We start from the raw sequence: 16,506 nt of genomic DNA, 5'->3' as shown, positions 1-16,506 counted from the left end.
GTCTTGGTCGATGTCAGCAATGGCAACTGAGGTGGTCCAATCATCGTGGCTCAACTCTGCATCGTCCGTCACATCGGTAAAGGTGCCATCGCCGTTGTTCTGATACAAGCGATTGCGTCCATAATTGGCGACGTACAGATCATCAAATCCGTCGCTGTTGATATCCCCGACCGCAAGTCCTTGTGCAAATCCGGTGTCCCCGAGTTGCGCAAACTCGGTAACATCCGAAAATTGTCCGGCTAAATTTCGAAAACACCGATTCGGTGCTGAATTGGTTTGCTGGGGGTCGCCATCCATCGCGGTTAGATAGACATCCATCCAACCGTCCAGATCAAAGTCAATCGCCGCCGCACCGCCGGCACCTGATTGATAGATCCACAATCCCGCTTCGCCTCGAGCGGGCTTTTCGACCACGCAGACGTGATTCAGATTCCGCTCAGCGGCCTGTTCCTCAAAACGAATCCCACGTCCTTCGGCATCCGAATCGGTGACGCTGACAATCGAGCTCCGCGTCGCACCACGCCAGCGAACCTCTGGAAAGTGGGACAAATCGAGATCGTTTGCAATCTTGCTTTCGGGCAACTGCCAGGGCGTTTTCGCGGTCAACGTCCCGCGAACCGACGCATAAACCTCACGTAGTGACGGGTCGAGTTCGCGATTCATCAACGCCCCGGCACGAAGCCATCCGGCAGCTTCCCAGGGGCGGCCGAGTTCTTGCATTGCCTTGGCAACACGGACCGCGATCTGTTGCGAATTGTTTTGCCGAGAGTGCAGTAGATCGACGGCATCCCGCATCAAAGCCAACTTCCCCGCACGCTCGGAAATCGCTCGTGATTCCGCGTCCATCTGCAATTCTGCCAGCACGATGGCCAAACGACTAAGCGCCTCGGCATTGTCGGCCGCGCTTTTTGCAGCTTGCCAATAACCACGTGCGGCTTGCTTGGCGTCTCCACGACGTTCTGCCCACACCGCGGCGGCCATCCAGTACTGAGGTTCGCCTTCGATGCCCTGCGGAAGCGACGTCGCCCAAGATTCGACCGCTTCTTCGTCACCAAGCTCAACGAGTGCGCGACCGTAATAAGCTTGAGCAACGGTGAACTCGGGATACTTCGCAACGACCGGTCGAAGTCGCTCGCGCACCTTGCCCCAGTCTTCTCGATAGGCGTCGGCGCGAGACAGTGAAAACTGCGGACGCAGGTCGGCGGGAAAATGCTCGAGCGAATATTCGCTGATCGCGGCATCACTTTGTGGCCGGGCCAGGTCAGACAACATAATCAGTTCGCTGACGCCTGCGTGACCTCGCATGACAAGCCACTGCAGATGCGGCGCCGCTTCCCGCTGCATCCCGAGTGCCGCCAACAGCCCGGCCAGATCGGTGCGGACCGAGGGCTGTTTTGGGTAGTGCTGCACAGCAGATTCAAGTATCCGCACCGCCTCAAACGGCCGGCCAAGTTGCATCCAGCCTTTGCCGACTTTGTCCAACAACGCCAGCGATGCTTTGGCTGAATGATCGACTGCGGATTGATACAGCGGGACCGCTTCACTGAATCTACCCGACGCCGCGGCAACATCGCCCGCAAGCTCTAGAACGGCGGGATCATCGGGCCGGACCAGCAGCGATTCCTGAATCTTTGCCTGGGCGGCGGACAAGTCACCTCGCTGCAATGCGCGGCGAGCGGCGACATCCGCGGCAACGGCGGGTTGGCTCTCTGGAACGACTGTTTCGGACGAGGACTCCGCCGCATCGCGTCCGCATCCGAGGAACGTCAGCGCCGCTAAACAAAGCCCCGCCCGCAACCATCGCGAGCGAGCACCCCAAAATGCTTGTTGCGACGGAGCAATCTGTGTGCTCGCCGCCAAGCTAGTTTCACACGACAAATCGGGCAAAGAATTCATTATCAAAAAACAGGGTGATTTGCACCCAGCTCGCAGAATCGATCAAAAACAGCGCATCCATCACGCGGCCGCGTTTGTCTCGCAGCGCCACGCATTACCGAATTGCAGGGGAACCATCCCCGCCCAACCTTTGTTTATAGAATCAGCGTTCCCTACCATAGCGAAGTAGGACGCCGGTGAGAGGGTCCCCGCCGGCGACTGCCGAATGCCATCCACTTTGGGTAGCGGTGCGGCGCAAGCCGCCCGGTTGCAGCGAATAAAACGTTCGATATTAGACCGGGCGGCTTGCGCCGCACCGCTACAAACACCTGCCGGTGAGTGCCAAAGGACGACCGGCCTAGCGGGGAACCAGACGGTCATCATTTTCGACCACGAGATAGCTTTGGTTCGTGTCAACATTGGTAAAGACCTGCTGAGCTCCCGAGGGCCACTGGATTTTGACCTCGGCGACCTGCGAGTAGTCTCCCACCCCAAAATCGACGGTCGGCTCATTTGTGCACAAATAGCCATCCCCACCGATCACCCAGCCGTGCCACACATCGTCGGCTTGCCGTACGGTCACGTGAGCTCCGATGGCATCACGCTCGCTTGTGACGCCCACCAAATCGAGTCGCAACCAATTCCCGCCTGCGGTTTGGTTTTCCAGCAAAGCAAGCGAGGCGTCGAGATGATTTGCCACCAAGTCTTCGCGTCCATCGCGGTTAAAATCCAACTTCGCCAACGTTCTGCCGAGCGTCGGTGTGGACCAGAACAAATCGGCCTCGGTGGCTTGTGCGTCTAACGCAAATCCGCCGCGGGCGCCGCGAAACAACTGCGGTGGCATTCGAAAGGGGACCTCGGGAGTGTTATTTTCCACCGGATCAAAAACGTGCCCATTCAAAACAGCAAGGTCCAACCAACCATCACGATCAAAGTCGGACGCTTGCGTTCCGAAGGCCACCGTCGCTCGACTCGGCTCGGCAATTCCGTACTGCGCCGCGTAGTCGGTAAAGAAGCCACTGCTGCGCTGCAGGTACAGATTGGCGGGTTGCTGCCAATAGTTGGTCACATGCAAATCCAACAGGCCATTGCGATCAAAATCACCCGCGGCGATCCCCATGCACCCCTGTTCCTCACCACTTGCACCGGAGGCACAGCCTCGTAGCGCCGCTTGGTTAGCGACGCCGAACCTTGACGAGACATCGCCATCGCGGCTGACCCAAAAATGGTTTTCCTTGGTATCGTTAACGATAAACAGATCATTGCCTGCGGATTGATCGAAGTTTGCGATCACGCCCGCAAAACCGTAGTTCGGCGTTTCGGCAAAACGGCTACCGCTTTCCCAGGGTTGCCAATTGCCATCGGCATCACGCCGTAAAACACGATCGTTTGCTTGCCGAAAAATCCGCGGAGTGCAGTCAAATCCCTGTCCCCAACACTCAGCGGTGAATGCCGCTGGATCCTCGATGTAATTGATCTCAACGATTTCAGGCAAGGCGTCCCCATCAAGATCCCCCACTGCGATGCTGGTGGTCCAGCCGCCCGATCCTGCGATCGTGGTCTCAGTAAAGGTGCCGTCGCCGTTGTTGATGTAGATGACATTCTCACCGATGTTGGCAACCACGAGATCGAGAAAACCGTCTTGATTTAAATCCGCTGCGGCCACGCCTTGGCCGTACCCTCGGTCATCGGTCCGTGCGTCACCCGCCACATCAACAAATTGCTGTCCAGCAAGATTGCGATACAGCCGGTTCGGCTGCGATCCGTCGGCGACGTTTGGCAAGCCGCCAGCTTGGCAAAAATAAAGATCGGTCCATCCGTCCAAATCAAAGTCAAACGCTGCGATGCCCCCACCGGCGGTTTGGTACATCACGATGTGGGCGTCGTTGTCCGAATGATTATTGAGATACTGAAAATCGATGCCTCGTTCTTTTGCAACATCGACAAGTTTGATCGAGGCGGCCGAAGTGAATGGCGTGCCAAACGAAGCGTTTGCTGAGGAGACCGGATCAAGCTGAAAACGGTTCGAGGCGGTTGCAGCGGTCGACACGGTGGTTGGCAATTCGGCGGCGAGCGATTGCAGATCCGGCCGCGGATACTCCGCAAGGTCGACGCCGCAGGTCAAAAAAAGCGTGTCGTCCATTCCAGGGTCACGCTCGGCCAATTCCGCACGTTTTTCGCGAAGTCCGGGCAGCTTTTGATCGAGTTCGTTGCGATCATGTGCTGCGATGAACTCCCACGCCACTGCCTCCCAAGGACGATTCACTTCGCTCAACTTCTCAGCCAGCCGCTGCATGTCTTCGTGTCGCGAGTCTCTGCCAAAGCCGATATTGATGGCCCATTGCCAACACTGCTGTAGCAATTGCTGACGATCTGCCACCCGCTCTGCGGCCGCGGAATCCCCGGCTGCCGCCAACGCCTCGGCCAATCGCAGATAAGCCACACGATCGGTTGGATCTCGCACGACCGCTTCGCTCAAACAGCGAACCGCCACCTTTGGTTCCCCTCGCCGCAACATCCATTGGCCCAGCGCGGCCCAATACTCTGGCTCGGTTTCAATTCCCGAGGGCAACGCAGCACCCCAATTGGCAAGCAGGTCGTCGGCCTGCATCACGTTGTAGACTCGGCCTACAAAAGCCGCGATTGCGGTTGATTCAGGAAAATCGGCATACAGTCTCTCTGCGATTTGTCGTGCCTGAGGAACATCGTCTTGGACCAGCATCCGCTTGGCACGAGCCAATTGATGCAGCGGTGATCCCGAAACAAGATCAACCTGTTCGTCATGAAAGGGGACACTGAGTGTCGTCAAACTTAACAGTTCTTTCTCAGTGACATCGCCCAACCGAATCAATTGACGGACATGCTCGGCGGCTTCGACGCGTCGACCTTGGGAATTTAAAAGCGACGCCATGCGGCGATGCAGTGGTGGCAAATTGCCGTATCGCTGGATCATCTTTTCAAAACGGACTTCCGCCTCGGGCAGCCTTCCGGCCTGCATCAACCAATCCGCAGCCTGTCCCTGAGCCGCCAAACCGGCTTGAGGATGGTCTTCGGGAATCAGCGATAAATACTCCAACGCGTTGCTCAACTCCCCGCGTTCGTAGCTGCACCGCGCCGCAAGAAACAACAACGGCGGATCGGTAGGGTCGATGGCCAGTCGACGACGGAGTCCTTGCTCCGCTTTTTCAAACTCGCCCTCGTCAATCCACTGCTTGATCTCGTCAACGCTAACCTCAGGATCACTAGCCGACTGCGCTCCCGATTCCACACGCGGGGCCGAAGCCTGCGACTCGAGGGGCTGATTCGGTGTAGCGACTGGCGTCGGATCTGCACGCCGCTCACAACCGACCGAGAACAGCAACAGAGCGATCATCGCCGGGAATACAGAGAGGCCGGTGGATACAGAGAGGATCGCCCAGCGATCAGCAGGACCGCAGAATTGAATCACGTTGGAGGCATCTTCAAATGAGGAAGGAAAAGAAAATCGGGAAGAAGGTAATCCCTCATTATACCGAAACCTCATTTGATGTAGATGTAGTCCAGGCCGAACATGAACGCTTGTGTGGCAGCGGGGTTGGCGCCAGTCAGTTCGATTTGGATTTTGTTGGCACCTTGATCCAGCAGATGTGTGCCCAGCGACACCGGGCCGGTCGCGACGACGTCGGTTTTGTGGAACAGATCGATCGGCGAGGACGCCTGCGAATCGTTGATGGAAAATTGAACGATGCCGTAATCATGAGCCTTGGTCATCGCCACAAAGACTTCGTACGTCCCTGCTTTCTCGATGTCCACGGACAACACCAATTTGTCACCGGGTTTGCCGCCGGTCCACCACAGATGCGTCCCATCGCTCCATCGCCCGGCCTTGAACCCTCGCATATTTTGTGGTTGCACCCTTCCATGGGTCACCGTCCATGACGTCAATACTTCCGCCTCGACGACACCGGACACGCGGTTCGTTTTGGGATCGATGACGGGTACCGAACCTGGCAGCGGAACCTGAACGGGACTGGCCAAATAAGCAATCAAATCTCGCACCTCATCGGCGGACATCGGATCTAATTGGCCTTCGGGCATCATCGAAGTTTTGGCAAGCATTCGCTCTTCGATCTCTGCGGTGTCGACAACGACTTTTTCATTGGCGGTTTGGATCACCAGTGCCGTTTGCGATTCATCCTTCAGCAATCCGGTGATCACACGTCCGTCACTTGTCAGCACCTGCGTCGCTTGGTAATCGCGTCCGATCAACGCGTTGGGATCAATGATATTCTGCAGCGAGTAATCGATATCGGCACGGTTGGATCCCGTGATATCGGGTCCGATGTCGCTGCCGCTGCCAAACAAGCGGTGGCATTTACCACAGGTTTCGTTGAACAGGACACGGCCGTGCGACAGATCGGCTTTGCTGAGCACTTCCGAGGTCAGCTGCTGCTTTAAACGTGCAATCTGCTCGAGTTTCTCGGCAGGCGATGTTCTTGCGGTTCCCCACACTTCGTTCACACGCTGAGTCAACGAATCGTCACCGAGTGATTGAATTTGCCGGATGGTAAACGCCGACAAGTCACCGCGTGGAATCTTGCCCTCAGAAACTGAGGCGAGTAATTCGGCGGCGAACGTGACTCGCGAAGCAAGCGTTGCGATCGCATCGGATTTTTCGTCGCTGGTAAAACGGCCGTAACGCTCGATTATCGCCTTGGCTCCCTCACGGTCACCGTAGTTGGCCAGGCCGCGAATTGATTGGCCTCGCAACCGCTTGTCATCTAACAATGAAACCAGAATCGGCAACAGCTGTTTGTCTTTCCCTTGCAGCAGCGCCGCAAGAGCACTGGACCTCGCGTTTGCATCGAGCTGGGTATTGGTCACGATGTCCCGCAGTTGCGGAAAGACCGAGGCGTCACCAAATTTGACCGTGATCATTTGCAATTGAGATGCAATTTGCCGATCGCCACTGGCAGCCAGTTTTTCGTAGACCGCAGGCCACTGTTTGGGCATATTCAAGCGAGTTTGATTGGCGATCGCCGCAGTGATTTCGGTCAACACCATTTTTTGCGTTTCAATGTCATCGAGCGTTGCGAGCTCGGTCAACAAGTGATTGATCGCCGCGGGATCGGTCGCTGCTCGCCGATAAATGAATTGCCGCACGATGGGCAGACGCGACTGTTTCGCCAGCGCCAACGCACGAGGCGTATCCTCGAGGACCAACGGCTGCGCAGCGTACCAAAGCATCAACGGCAAATTCGCATCAGCGGCGTCATCAGCGTGCCGAAGAAGTCCCGACAAAATCGGCCAACGATCTCGGTTCGGCAATCGCTGCAGCGAACTTGCCAACGCCAAGCGTACGTGGGCAGAGGATTCCATCGCCGCCATTTTGGCCAACTTTTGTAGCAGCGAAGTATTTGAATCTTCCATTTCCAACTGGATCGCCCAAGCCCGCAGGTACTCGGATTTGTGACTTTGATCGTCAAGCAGTCGCTCGATGTGCTGCATTGTTAACAGCCCACATGCGTGCAGCGTCCAAACGGCACGCAGTCGTACCGGCACTTCGTGCGGACCAAACGCCAACGCCTCGAGTGACACGGCGAGCTGCTCTTTTTGCCTTGCGTCCAGAGGCGTCCTCGTTCCCAAAGCAAAACATCGCGACTGCAAAATTCGTCTGGCCATTCGCGAAAACCACTCGTTGTCGTGAGTGTGGTAGGCCACCAGAGTTTCATTGTCTTCGCTGGACAAATTGACCGACTTCGACTCGGTGCTGCCGAAGCGGATCCGAAAGACGCGTCCATTGGTGCGATCCCAGACTTCGCGGTCGGTGCGGTGACAAGCATTCTTGTCATACCAATCGATCAGATAGACACTGCCATCGGGTCCATATTTCATATTGATCGCCCGGAACCATCGATCATTGGCGAACAGAAAATCGGCTCCGTGCGAGGCAACGTAGCCGCTGCCCGAGCGACGTAACAAATCGTTATTGATCCGGTTGCCATGAATGTTGGCCATCAGCATCGACCCACGATACTGCATCGGCCAGTTGTCGCCCAAATAAATCATCGCACCGCAATGAGCGTGACCCCCACCGGCAGCGCTGGTGTCATGATGTGCACTCGCTTCGTTGCGGCCGCCCCACCAGGCATGATCACCGATGCGGCCCACATAATGAGCATGGTCTGCGATCGTTTTCAGATCATCGTAGACGTAGGGATCAAAATGGCGGCCTGCTTGCCGCTGGTATCGCCCGCCTTGGATGATGTGATACATGTGCGGGATCACGCACGCGGTAATAAACGATTGCCCGTATTCGTTAAAATCAACGCCCCAAGGATTGCTGGTCCCGTGGGCAAAAACCTCAAACGTATGACGGACGGGATGGTATCGCCACACACCGGCGTTCAGCGGCGTGCGGTCGGCATCGGCGGTGCCCGGCCGTCCGACTTTGGAATGCGTGAATACGCCGTGGCAACCATAGAGCCAACCATCAGGCCCCCAAATAAAGGCGTTGAGTGTCTCGTGGGTGTCCTGGTATCCAAAACCGTCGAGCAAAATTTCGGGTTCACCATCGGGAACGTCATCGCCGTCGTGATCGGGGATGAACATCAAATAGGGAGCCGCGCCGACCCAAACGCCACCAAATCCGACTTCGAGACCGCTGACCAGATTCAGGCCTTCGGCAAAGACGGTTCGTGAATCGAACACGCCGTCGTGATCGTCATCTTCCAGAATGATGATTTTGTCTTTTCCCTCGCCCATCGGAGCACGGGTCGGGTAGGTGTAGGCTTCGGCGATCCACAACCGGCCGCGATCATCCAATGTCATGGCAATCGGTTGATGCACCATCGGCTCGCCCGCAGCCAATTGAACGCGAAAGCCCTCGGGAACGGTGATCGCTTGGGCAGCCTGCTGAGGCGACAGCCCCTCATTTTCAGGAAGCCCGCTGGTGGCGGGACGAGCGTCCAAGCGGCGTGGACGAGGCGCGTCGTTGGACGCGGCAGCGTCGGCGGCAGGGTGACGCAGTTGCCGGTGCACAAACGTCCCTTTCTTGTTGCCGACGAAGACATCCAAGTCACCATCGGCATCCAGATCGGCGAAGTTCACCTCGGTTCCGACGCCTGAATCATCATCAATCAAATGCGGGATCCACTGGATACGGCTCTCGACGCTATCCTTGTTCGTGTCTTCAGCTGCGGCGGACCGAGACAACTCGAACCAATACACGACGGCCGGATCATTGGGATTGGCGTCACCTCGCGGTCCGTGGGCCCAGTGCCGTTTTCCGGTCAAAATGTCATCCAATCCGTCGCCGTTGATATCGACAAGCTCGACGGAGTGGATTTGCGAGAAACAGACGCCGTACGGATTTTCGGCTGGCGTTGCTCCCATGATCCGATGTGACTTGAACGTGATCTTTTGATCGGCTTTGATTTGTTCGTACCATACCAGACCGAAACCATGAGCGTTGATCGACGTGATCACGTCGTTGTCGCCGTCGCCATCGACATCCGAAACAAACATCTGTGCCCCACCGGTGCCGGGCGAAAACGCAAACGAGTGTTGCTGCCACGACGGATCCCCCTCAAGCGAATCAGGCTGTTTCCACCAACCATTTTTTTCGATCACGTCCAAGCGGCCATCGCCATCGATATCACCGATGCCAAGTCCATGAGTGAATTTGCCGCCGGCGACGTTGGTCGAGAGACGTCGGAATTGCCACGGCGACTCAGGCGACTCTGAATTGATTTCGGCAAACCCGAAATAGCCGTCTTGGCTACAAACGATCTCGCGTTTGCCATCGCCGGTAATATCCACGAACGTCGGCGATTCGTTATCGACACGATCGAGCACTTGGTGCCGAGGCCAAAAACGATCGGCCCCCCTGGGATTTTCAAACCACGATGCATCCTTGCCGGGAAAACCGAACACCAATACGTCATCCCAGCCATCGCCATTGAAATCGTCGGTGTAGGCAAAGAAGTTGTTCGAGTAACCGTGAGGGTCGAAGGCGTCTTGGGCGTAAAAGCGATGCGAGGTTTTAAAGTCCGGTCCGGCATACCAGAACGGCCCTGAGGCAATGTCGGGTGCTCCGTCGCGATTGAAGTCACCTGAGGTGGCTCCTTCGCTGAAGAATTCGCTTGAAAGCCGCTGGGTTTCCCAGTCCACCCCAACCGGGTCCGTGGCGAGAACGGCTGGAGCGGAAGTCAAAAGCAGCGTGGCAATGAACATGTGACGCACGACAACCATTCAATCACTCTCCGATCCAGAGGATACTGGCCCGGCATCAGCTGCCCGGCCATGTTAGCGAAAGACATTTTCGCCAAGGGGGGATCGATGAGTATAACGGGTCGCGATGCCGGAGGGGGGTGACGCCAGCAGTGAAGAGATGCCTACAGCGAGGATTGGTATTTGGCGACCGCGTCGATGATCCCGTCGAGATCTTTGGTCGGTGCATAGCCGATCGCTTCACGAATCCGAGTCAGATCGGGCACGCGGCGGCGGATGTCTTCGAACGAATCATCGTACGCGTCAGCATACGTTTGGAACTCGATTGTCGCTTTCGGATTGACTCGCTCGACCACACGTTGGGCCAATTCCAAAATCGACACGGGCACATCGCTACCGATGTTATAGACGCGACCTGCGGTATCCGGTTTGTTGACCAGATCCGATACGGCTCGGACGACATCGTCTACGTGCGCAAAACATCGCACTTGATTCCCATCGTCATGCACCACCAACGGGCCTCCGCGCAGTGCCGCCTCAACAAACCGCGGTAACACCATTCCATAGGCTCCGGTTTGACGTGGGCCAACGACGTTAAAGAAGCGGCCGACGACGACGGGCAACTGTTTTTCTTTGTAGAACGCGAGTCCTAGAAATTCATCGATTGCTTTCGAAACCCCGTAACTCCATCGCGGCTTGGTGGTCGCACCAAAGACAAGATCGTCTTCTTCGGACCAAACCTCTTTGGGGTTCTTGCCATACACTTCACTGGTGCTGGCAATGAAACACGGAACAAATTTTCCCTTGCTCGCTCGTTCGCCCAATCGATCTAAAATCAACTGAGTCGGATAGACGTTGCGTTCGATGGTTTGAATCGGCTGTTTTGCAATCAACGCCACGCCGACGGCTGCTGCCAAGTGGTAAACCCGATCGGCGCGATCGACCACTTCGTTGACCAACGCCGCCTCGGTGACCGAACCTTCGATGTACTCGACGTTGGGATTCTCTAGCAGCCCCTCGATGTTGTTCTTGCGTCCGGTCGACAGGTCATCGACCACGATCACGCGGTGTCCTTGCGAAAGCAGCGATTCGGTCAAATGCGAACCAATAAATCCCGCACCACCTGTGATTACCGAAGTCAGTTCACTCACCGTTGATCCGATCATTAAAAAGAGAAGAAAAAGTTCGCAAGAAGAAAAACTCGCCGTGGCCGTTTAGTGTAGCCGAAGCGTCGCATGACGTATCGGGGCGAACCGCCCACTGCCCCTATCTGCCCCCAATTGCCTGGACAAAAGGCGGCATACCGCTAACGAGCGACACGGGCAGCTAAACCGCCGACAGAGCAATGTCGACACATTGCGATCATCGCCGAAGCATCTCGCTATGCGATAACTTCCACAGCATCGAGCCACCACAATCGCTCGATCGAGCTCTTTTTGTCTCCACCTTTGCTTTCGTCAAGTTAATCCACCGAGGATCGGTATCAGCATAAAAGTGCCGTGTAGGAGAGGTTTCCAGATTACACGGATGCTAACAAATCGGGCCTCCTGTTAAACTGTAGTGGGCTTGATCGCGAAACTATCGCCTGTGGCGGCATCTCGTTAGAATTAGTCGTTTACGAGATTGCACGGTTCTCGTTTTAATAACAGGCTCGCACCGTTCCAAAATTTGCTGAAACACCTACGCTCATCCGGGGGGGTCATGTTCGTGTTGAAAACGCAGGTCCGCTTTTGCCTGTTCCGAATCGATTTTTCTAGCATGGATGCTTCTCGGCAATCCATTTTGGGTTGGCTTGCCTGCGTTGTATTGTTGGGCATGAGTAGTTTGGGCGAGCGTGCTTGGGCAGCAGAATCGAGCGAAGAATCGATCGCCGCCTACGCGGACGCCGCAAATTTTCAGACCAATGGCGCCCTGGAACTAGCGATCGAGCACTGGCAACGCTTTTTGAAGGAGTACCCGCAGGACCCGATGGCGTCCAAAGCGGCCCATTTTCTGGGCGTTTGTTATATGCAGCAAGAGACTCCCGACTACGTCGCGGCCTCGGACGCGTTTGCTCGAGCACTAAAAGACTCGGATTACGAACTACGCGAAGAGAGTTTGGTCAACCGCGGTTGGTGTCTGTATTCCGCTGCCGGCGAGGCTCCGAATCGAGATAAAGATCGATTGCGAGCATCGATTCAAGCGTTTGAAACGCTTCGCAACGAATTTCCCAAAAGTGCGTTTCTCGATCGTGCGTTGTTCTACAGTGGCGAAGCGGCCTACGGGTTGGGGGATGCCAAGAAAGCGGTCGCGAACTACGACCAATTATTAGCATTGCCCACAGCGAAGGAGTCTCCGCTGCGATGCGACGCCCTGTACGCACGAGGCGTTGCCTATGAAGAGCTCGACCAATTTGACAACGCGGTCGCTTCGTTTCGCCAACTACTAGGCAGCTGCGAAAAGAGCGATCTCGTCACTGATGTCCATCTGCGGATCGGCGACACCGCGATCATGAAGAAAAACTACAACGAGGCAATCGAATCGTTTGATGCTGCGATCGAATCGACCGACAATACCGAAGATCTATCGTACGCGATTTTCCGGCAAGCGTTTGCGTTGGTGCAAGCAAACAAGCCAGGCGAAGCAGCCGAGAAATATGAACAACTGCTGAACGATTTTCCTGATTCTCCGTACACGGCATCGGCCACGCTCGCATCGGCACAGAGCACCTATCGCAGTGGCGATATCGACGAAGCGGCGAAACGGTTTGAACGAGTTTTAGAGCAGAATAATCCCGAAGCATCGACCGAAGCAGCACACTGGTTGGCGCGAATACACCTTGGCAAAGGGGACGCTGCCACCGCGTTGACGATCGCGAAAAAACAGCTCGACAAGGCGGCCGAAGGCAAATTTGTCGTCGCGTTAAAGCTGGATTTGGCGGAAGCCTTGGCGATGACCCCAGACACGCTGCAGGAGTCGCTCGAAGCGTTTGAGAAAGCGTACCGCGACGCACCGAAAGACGATCTCGCCCCACGAGCGCTGTACAACGCAGCATTCTCGGCGCTGCAGCTAAACGAATCCCAACGGGCAATGGATCTGGCGACCGAGTTTCTCAAGAAATTCCCGTCCGACACCCTTGCTCCGGACGTTCGCTTTGTGAAAGCCGAGAGCCAGTTTTTGATGGGCGATGCGGCCGCGGCAGCGGATCTGTTCCAGGAATTGGTCGAAGATTCGGATCCGTCGGACACTCAGCAGCGTCCGATTTGGATTGTCCGCGCCGCCACCGCCCTGAACACGGCCGGCCGGATGAACGAGACGATTGCGATGCTCGAAAAAGAAGCGGGCCAACTGCCTGAGAAAGCACAGCGAGCCGAAGCTCAGCTGTTACTCGGTCAAGCCTATTTGATGGCGGGCAACGCTGGCGATTCCGCCAAAGCGTTTCGCGCGTCTCATGAGGCGGACCCCAGTTGGCCTCGCGCATCCGAAGCGTTGCTGATGTCCGGCCAAGCCTTGTTTGCGTCCGGGGACAGCGCCGCGGCACAAGCCGCTTGGTCCACGATTATCAAAGAAGATCCGAGCAGCCGGATGGCGGATCAGGCTCGATTCAAACTGGCTCAACTCGCCAGCACGAAACAAAATTCACAAGAGGCGATCGAGTACTACGACCAGATCATCGCTTCGGGTGCCGATCCGGGGTTGATGCCTTATGCGTATTACAGTCGTGCTCAATTGTTGATGGAGAACGGGAAATACGACGATGCCATGAAGTCGCTCGACACGCTACTAAGCGACTACGGATCGCATGCAATCCGTCCCGAAGCGTTATTGGCGCGAGGCATTGCGGAACGAAACCTAAATCAAAACGATGCCGCACGCCAAGACCTCGAAGCCTATTTAGCGCTCGACCCCAAAGGAATGAATCTGGGGCATGTGCTCTACGAATTAGCACTGATCGATCAGAAACAGAAGAAGCCCGAAGAAGCGGCCAAGCGGCTCGAGCGACTGGTCGCCGAAGTCCCTGACTATCCCGATTTGGACAAAGTCTTGTACGAATTGGGATGGTCCTATCGCGAGTCAGGACAACAGCAAGCCGCGGTGGATTCGTTTACGAAATTGATTGCCAAGTCCCCGAATACATCGTTGACGGGGGAAGCGGCCTACTTTGTTGGGCAAAATTATTACCAGAAGAAAGATTGGTCCGAAGCGGCCAAGTACTTCCTGGCCTCGGCAAAAAACGCCACCGATTCTGAATTGTCCGAAAAGGCATACTATCGATTGGGTTGGTCGCATTTTAAAGCCGCGAACATTGATCAAGCCGCCGACGCGTTCAAACAACAAGCCGAAAAGCATCCCGACGGCTCGCTCGCATTTGACGCCTTGATGATGGTCGGCGAATGTCGCTTTAACGAACGGAACTACGAACAAGCCCTTCGCGGATTCGAGGTCGCGCGAAAGCAGATCCAAGCCGACAACGACACTGCAAAAACCGTGCGGGACCCGGCCGATCGACAAGCCAGAGAGCTCGTGCTGCTGCACGGAGGCCAGAGCGCGGCCCAATTAAAAAAATGGGACGAAGCGATCCAGTGGTACGACGAGCTGCGAGCGCGTTTTCCGTCCACTCAGTATCTGGCCCAGGTCTTTTATGAAACCGGATTTGCCTACCAACAGACCGGTGACAATGAAAAGGCGTTGCAGTGGTTCGGCGAAGTCGCTGACAATTACCGCAACGAAATCGCGGCGCGGGCACGTTTTATGATCGGTGAAATTCATTTCGCCGATCGACGATTTGATCTGGCGATTCCGGAATTCCAACGGGTCATGTACGGCTTTGGTGCCGAGCAAGCCTCCGATTCGATCAAGAATTGGCAAGCTAAAAGCGGTTTTGAAGCCGGTCGATGCAGCGAACTGCTAATGCAGCAAGCCCGCACCCCGGCGGCCAAACAGAAATCAAAGAACTTCGCGGTTAACTTCTTTCAGTATGTTGTTGAAAAACATCCGAAGCACGATCTGGCGGGAAAAGCACAAACGCAATTAGAGGCTTTGAAACAGTAGTGAATTTTACGAATCACAATCCGAATCGACTGCACCGAATCGCGTTGACCGTGGTGGTTGCCATGTTCGTGATGCTCTCGCTGGACACCCTGGTCCTACACAGCCAGGACGCGGGGCAGATGCGTTTTGACGCGGCAGAGATTCAATCGGTCATGCAGGACGAGAATCCCGCTGAGGATACGGCGATCGCCGAACCTTCGTCGATTGATTTGCTGTCGCTGATCAGTCGCGGCGGTCGGTTTATGATCCCGATTGGAATCATGAGTCTGTTGGTCGTTGCGCTGGCAACCGAACGGCTGCTAACCTTGCGGCAAAACAAAATCATTCCCCGCACGTTGGTCGACGAGCTGTATGCCATCTCGGAACCGGCGGAAAATTTCAGTCCCAATATTGCCTTTCACACGTGCAACGATTTTCCCTCCCCCGCGGCCACTGCCATACGCACGATGTTGCTGCGAACTGGGCAACCGATAGGCGAGATCGAAGACGCCGTCAAAGAAACCATACAACGCGAAGCCGATGGACACGCCGCGCCAATTCGATGGCTGAATTTGGCCGCCGCCGCGACCCCGTTGATGGGATTGCTGGGAACCGTGTGGGGCATGATTGTCGCCTTTCATGAATCGACCACATTGACGGCCGATCGCAGCCGCAGCGAACAATTGTCCGAAGGGATCTACACCGCCTTGGTCACGACGTTGGCCGGATTGATCGTGGCGATTCCGGCGGCGATTTTTGCTCAGTACCTGGAAAACCGCTTGGCGAAACTGTTCAATCAGATTGAAAAGGTCGCCTTTGACCTCACCCCGCGAATGGCTCATTTTGTCGGTCGCCGCAGACTTGACCTGCAAGGCACGCTGCACAATATCGAGCGAGCGAAGATGAACTCGGAACCGACGCGTCCGCCAGCACCTCCGGTGCCACCGAAGGTGCGAAGTGAGGCAAATTAAAACGAGCCATGGCTGTTGAAATCAAAAAGTCGACTGTTGCCGGAACGCTTAGCTTGACGCCCTTGATCGACGTCGTGTTTCTGCTACTGATTTTCTTTCTCGTCACCAGCGAGTTTGAAGAACAAGAACGGCGGATCGACATCGCGTTGCCCACCGCGACCAGCGCGGTGCCGATGACGAGCAAACCTCGTGAAATTGTGATCGATATTAACCCGGCAGGAACGATTTATGTCGGGGGCCAAGAAACAACCTTGGATGCGTTGCAAGAACTATTGAAAAATGCCGTCGCAGCGAATCCGATCAGCCAAACTGTCGTGATCCGGGCCGATCGTGCCACCGCGTTCCAGCCGGTCGTCAGTGTGATGGACGCCTGCAACCGTACCGGAATCAGTGACTATTCGGTGACGACCACCGATGGCCCCGATCAATAGCGGCAAAG

General features: G+C 55.9%; 7 protein-coding genes. 3 read left to right on the top strand and 4 right to left on the bottom strand.

The genetic code is table 11. The features are described 5' to 3' along the window. The 4 genes from RMSM_RS17000 to RMSM_RS16985 all read right to left on the bottom strand — a co-directional run. Positions 1–1,896, bottom strand: a 1,896-nt coding sequence (locus tag RMSM_RS17000; RefSeq protein ID WP_173405130.1) for an FG-GAP-like repeat-containing protein, incomplete at its 3' end; no start/stop codon positions are given. Positions 1,897–2,233: 337 nt separating this feature from the next. After that, complete coding sequence (locus RMSM_RS16995; protein ID WP_160168307.1) at positions 2,234–5,323, bottom strand: CRTAC1 family protein; 3,090 nt, start codon at positions 5,321–5,323, stop codon at positions 2,234–2,236. 71 nt (positions 5,324–5,394) lie between these two features. Next, positions 5,395–10,107: a PVC-type heme-binding CxxCH protein gene (locus RMSM_RS16990; protein ID WP_008698756.1), complete on the bottom strand. Its 4,713-nt coding sequence runs from the start codon at positions 10,105–10,107 to the stop codon at positions 5,395–5,397. A 143-nt stretch (positions 10,108–10,250) separates the two neighbouring features. After that, on the bottom strand, positions 10,251–11,237 hold the full coding sequence (locus tag RMSM_RS16985; RefSeq protein ID WP_236622181.1) for an NAD-dependent epimerase/dehydratase family protein: 987 nt from the start codon (positions 11,235–11,237) through the stop codon (positions 10,251–10,253). A 607-nt stretch (positions 11,238–11,844) separates the two neighbouring features. Between RMSM_RS16985 and RMSM_RS16980 the strand changes: the two genes are divergently transcribed. From RMSM_RS16980 to RMSM_RS16970, 3 genes are read left to right on the top strand one after another with little or no spacing between them, the layout of a single operon-like run. Next, positions 11,845–15,117, top strand: coding sequence for a tetratricopeptide repeat protein (locus RMSM_RS16980; RefSeq protein ID WP_040767598.1), 3,273 nt, complete (start codon positions 11,845–11,847; stop codon positions 15,115–15,117). Further along, positions 15,117–16,067 (top strand): MotA/TolQ/ExbB proton channel family protein, encoded by a 951-nt coding sequence (locus tag RMSM_RS16975; RefSeq protein WP_008698752.1) that lies wholly within the window; start codon positions 15,117–15,119, stop codon positions 16,065–16,067. The genes RMSM_RS16980 and RMSM_RS16975 overlap by 1 nt, the downstream gene beginning before the upstream one ends. Positions 16,068–16,075: 8 nt before the next feature. Continuing rightward, positions 16,076–16,498: an ExbD/TolR family protein gene (locus tag RMSM_RS16970; protein ID WP_008698751.1), complete on the top strand. Its 423-nt coding sequence runs from the start codon at positions 16,076–16,078 to the stop codon at positions 16,496–16,498. Positions 16,499–16,506: the final 8 nt, after the last annotated feature.

Origin of the sequence: Rhodopirellula maiorica SM1 (assembly GCF_000346295.1) — a bacterium.
GTDB lineage: Bacteria > Planctomycetota > Planctomycetia > Pirellulales > Pirellulaceae > Novipirellula > Novipirellula maiorica.
The sequence above is the reverse complement of the archived record's forward strand: the minus strand, read 5'-3'. Positions and strand labels throughout refer to the sequence as shown.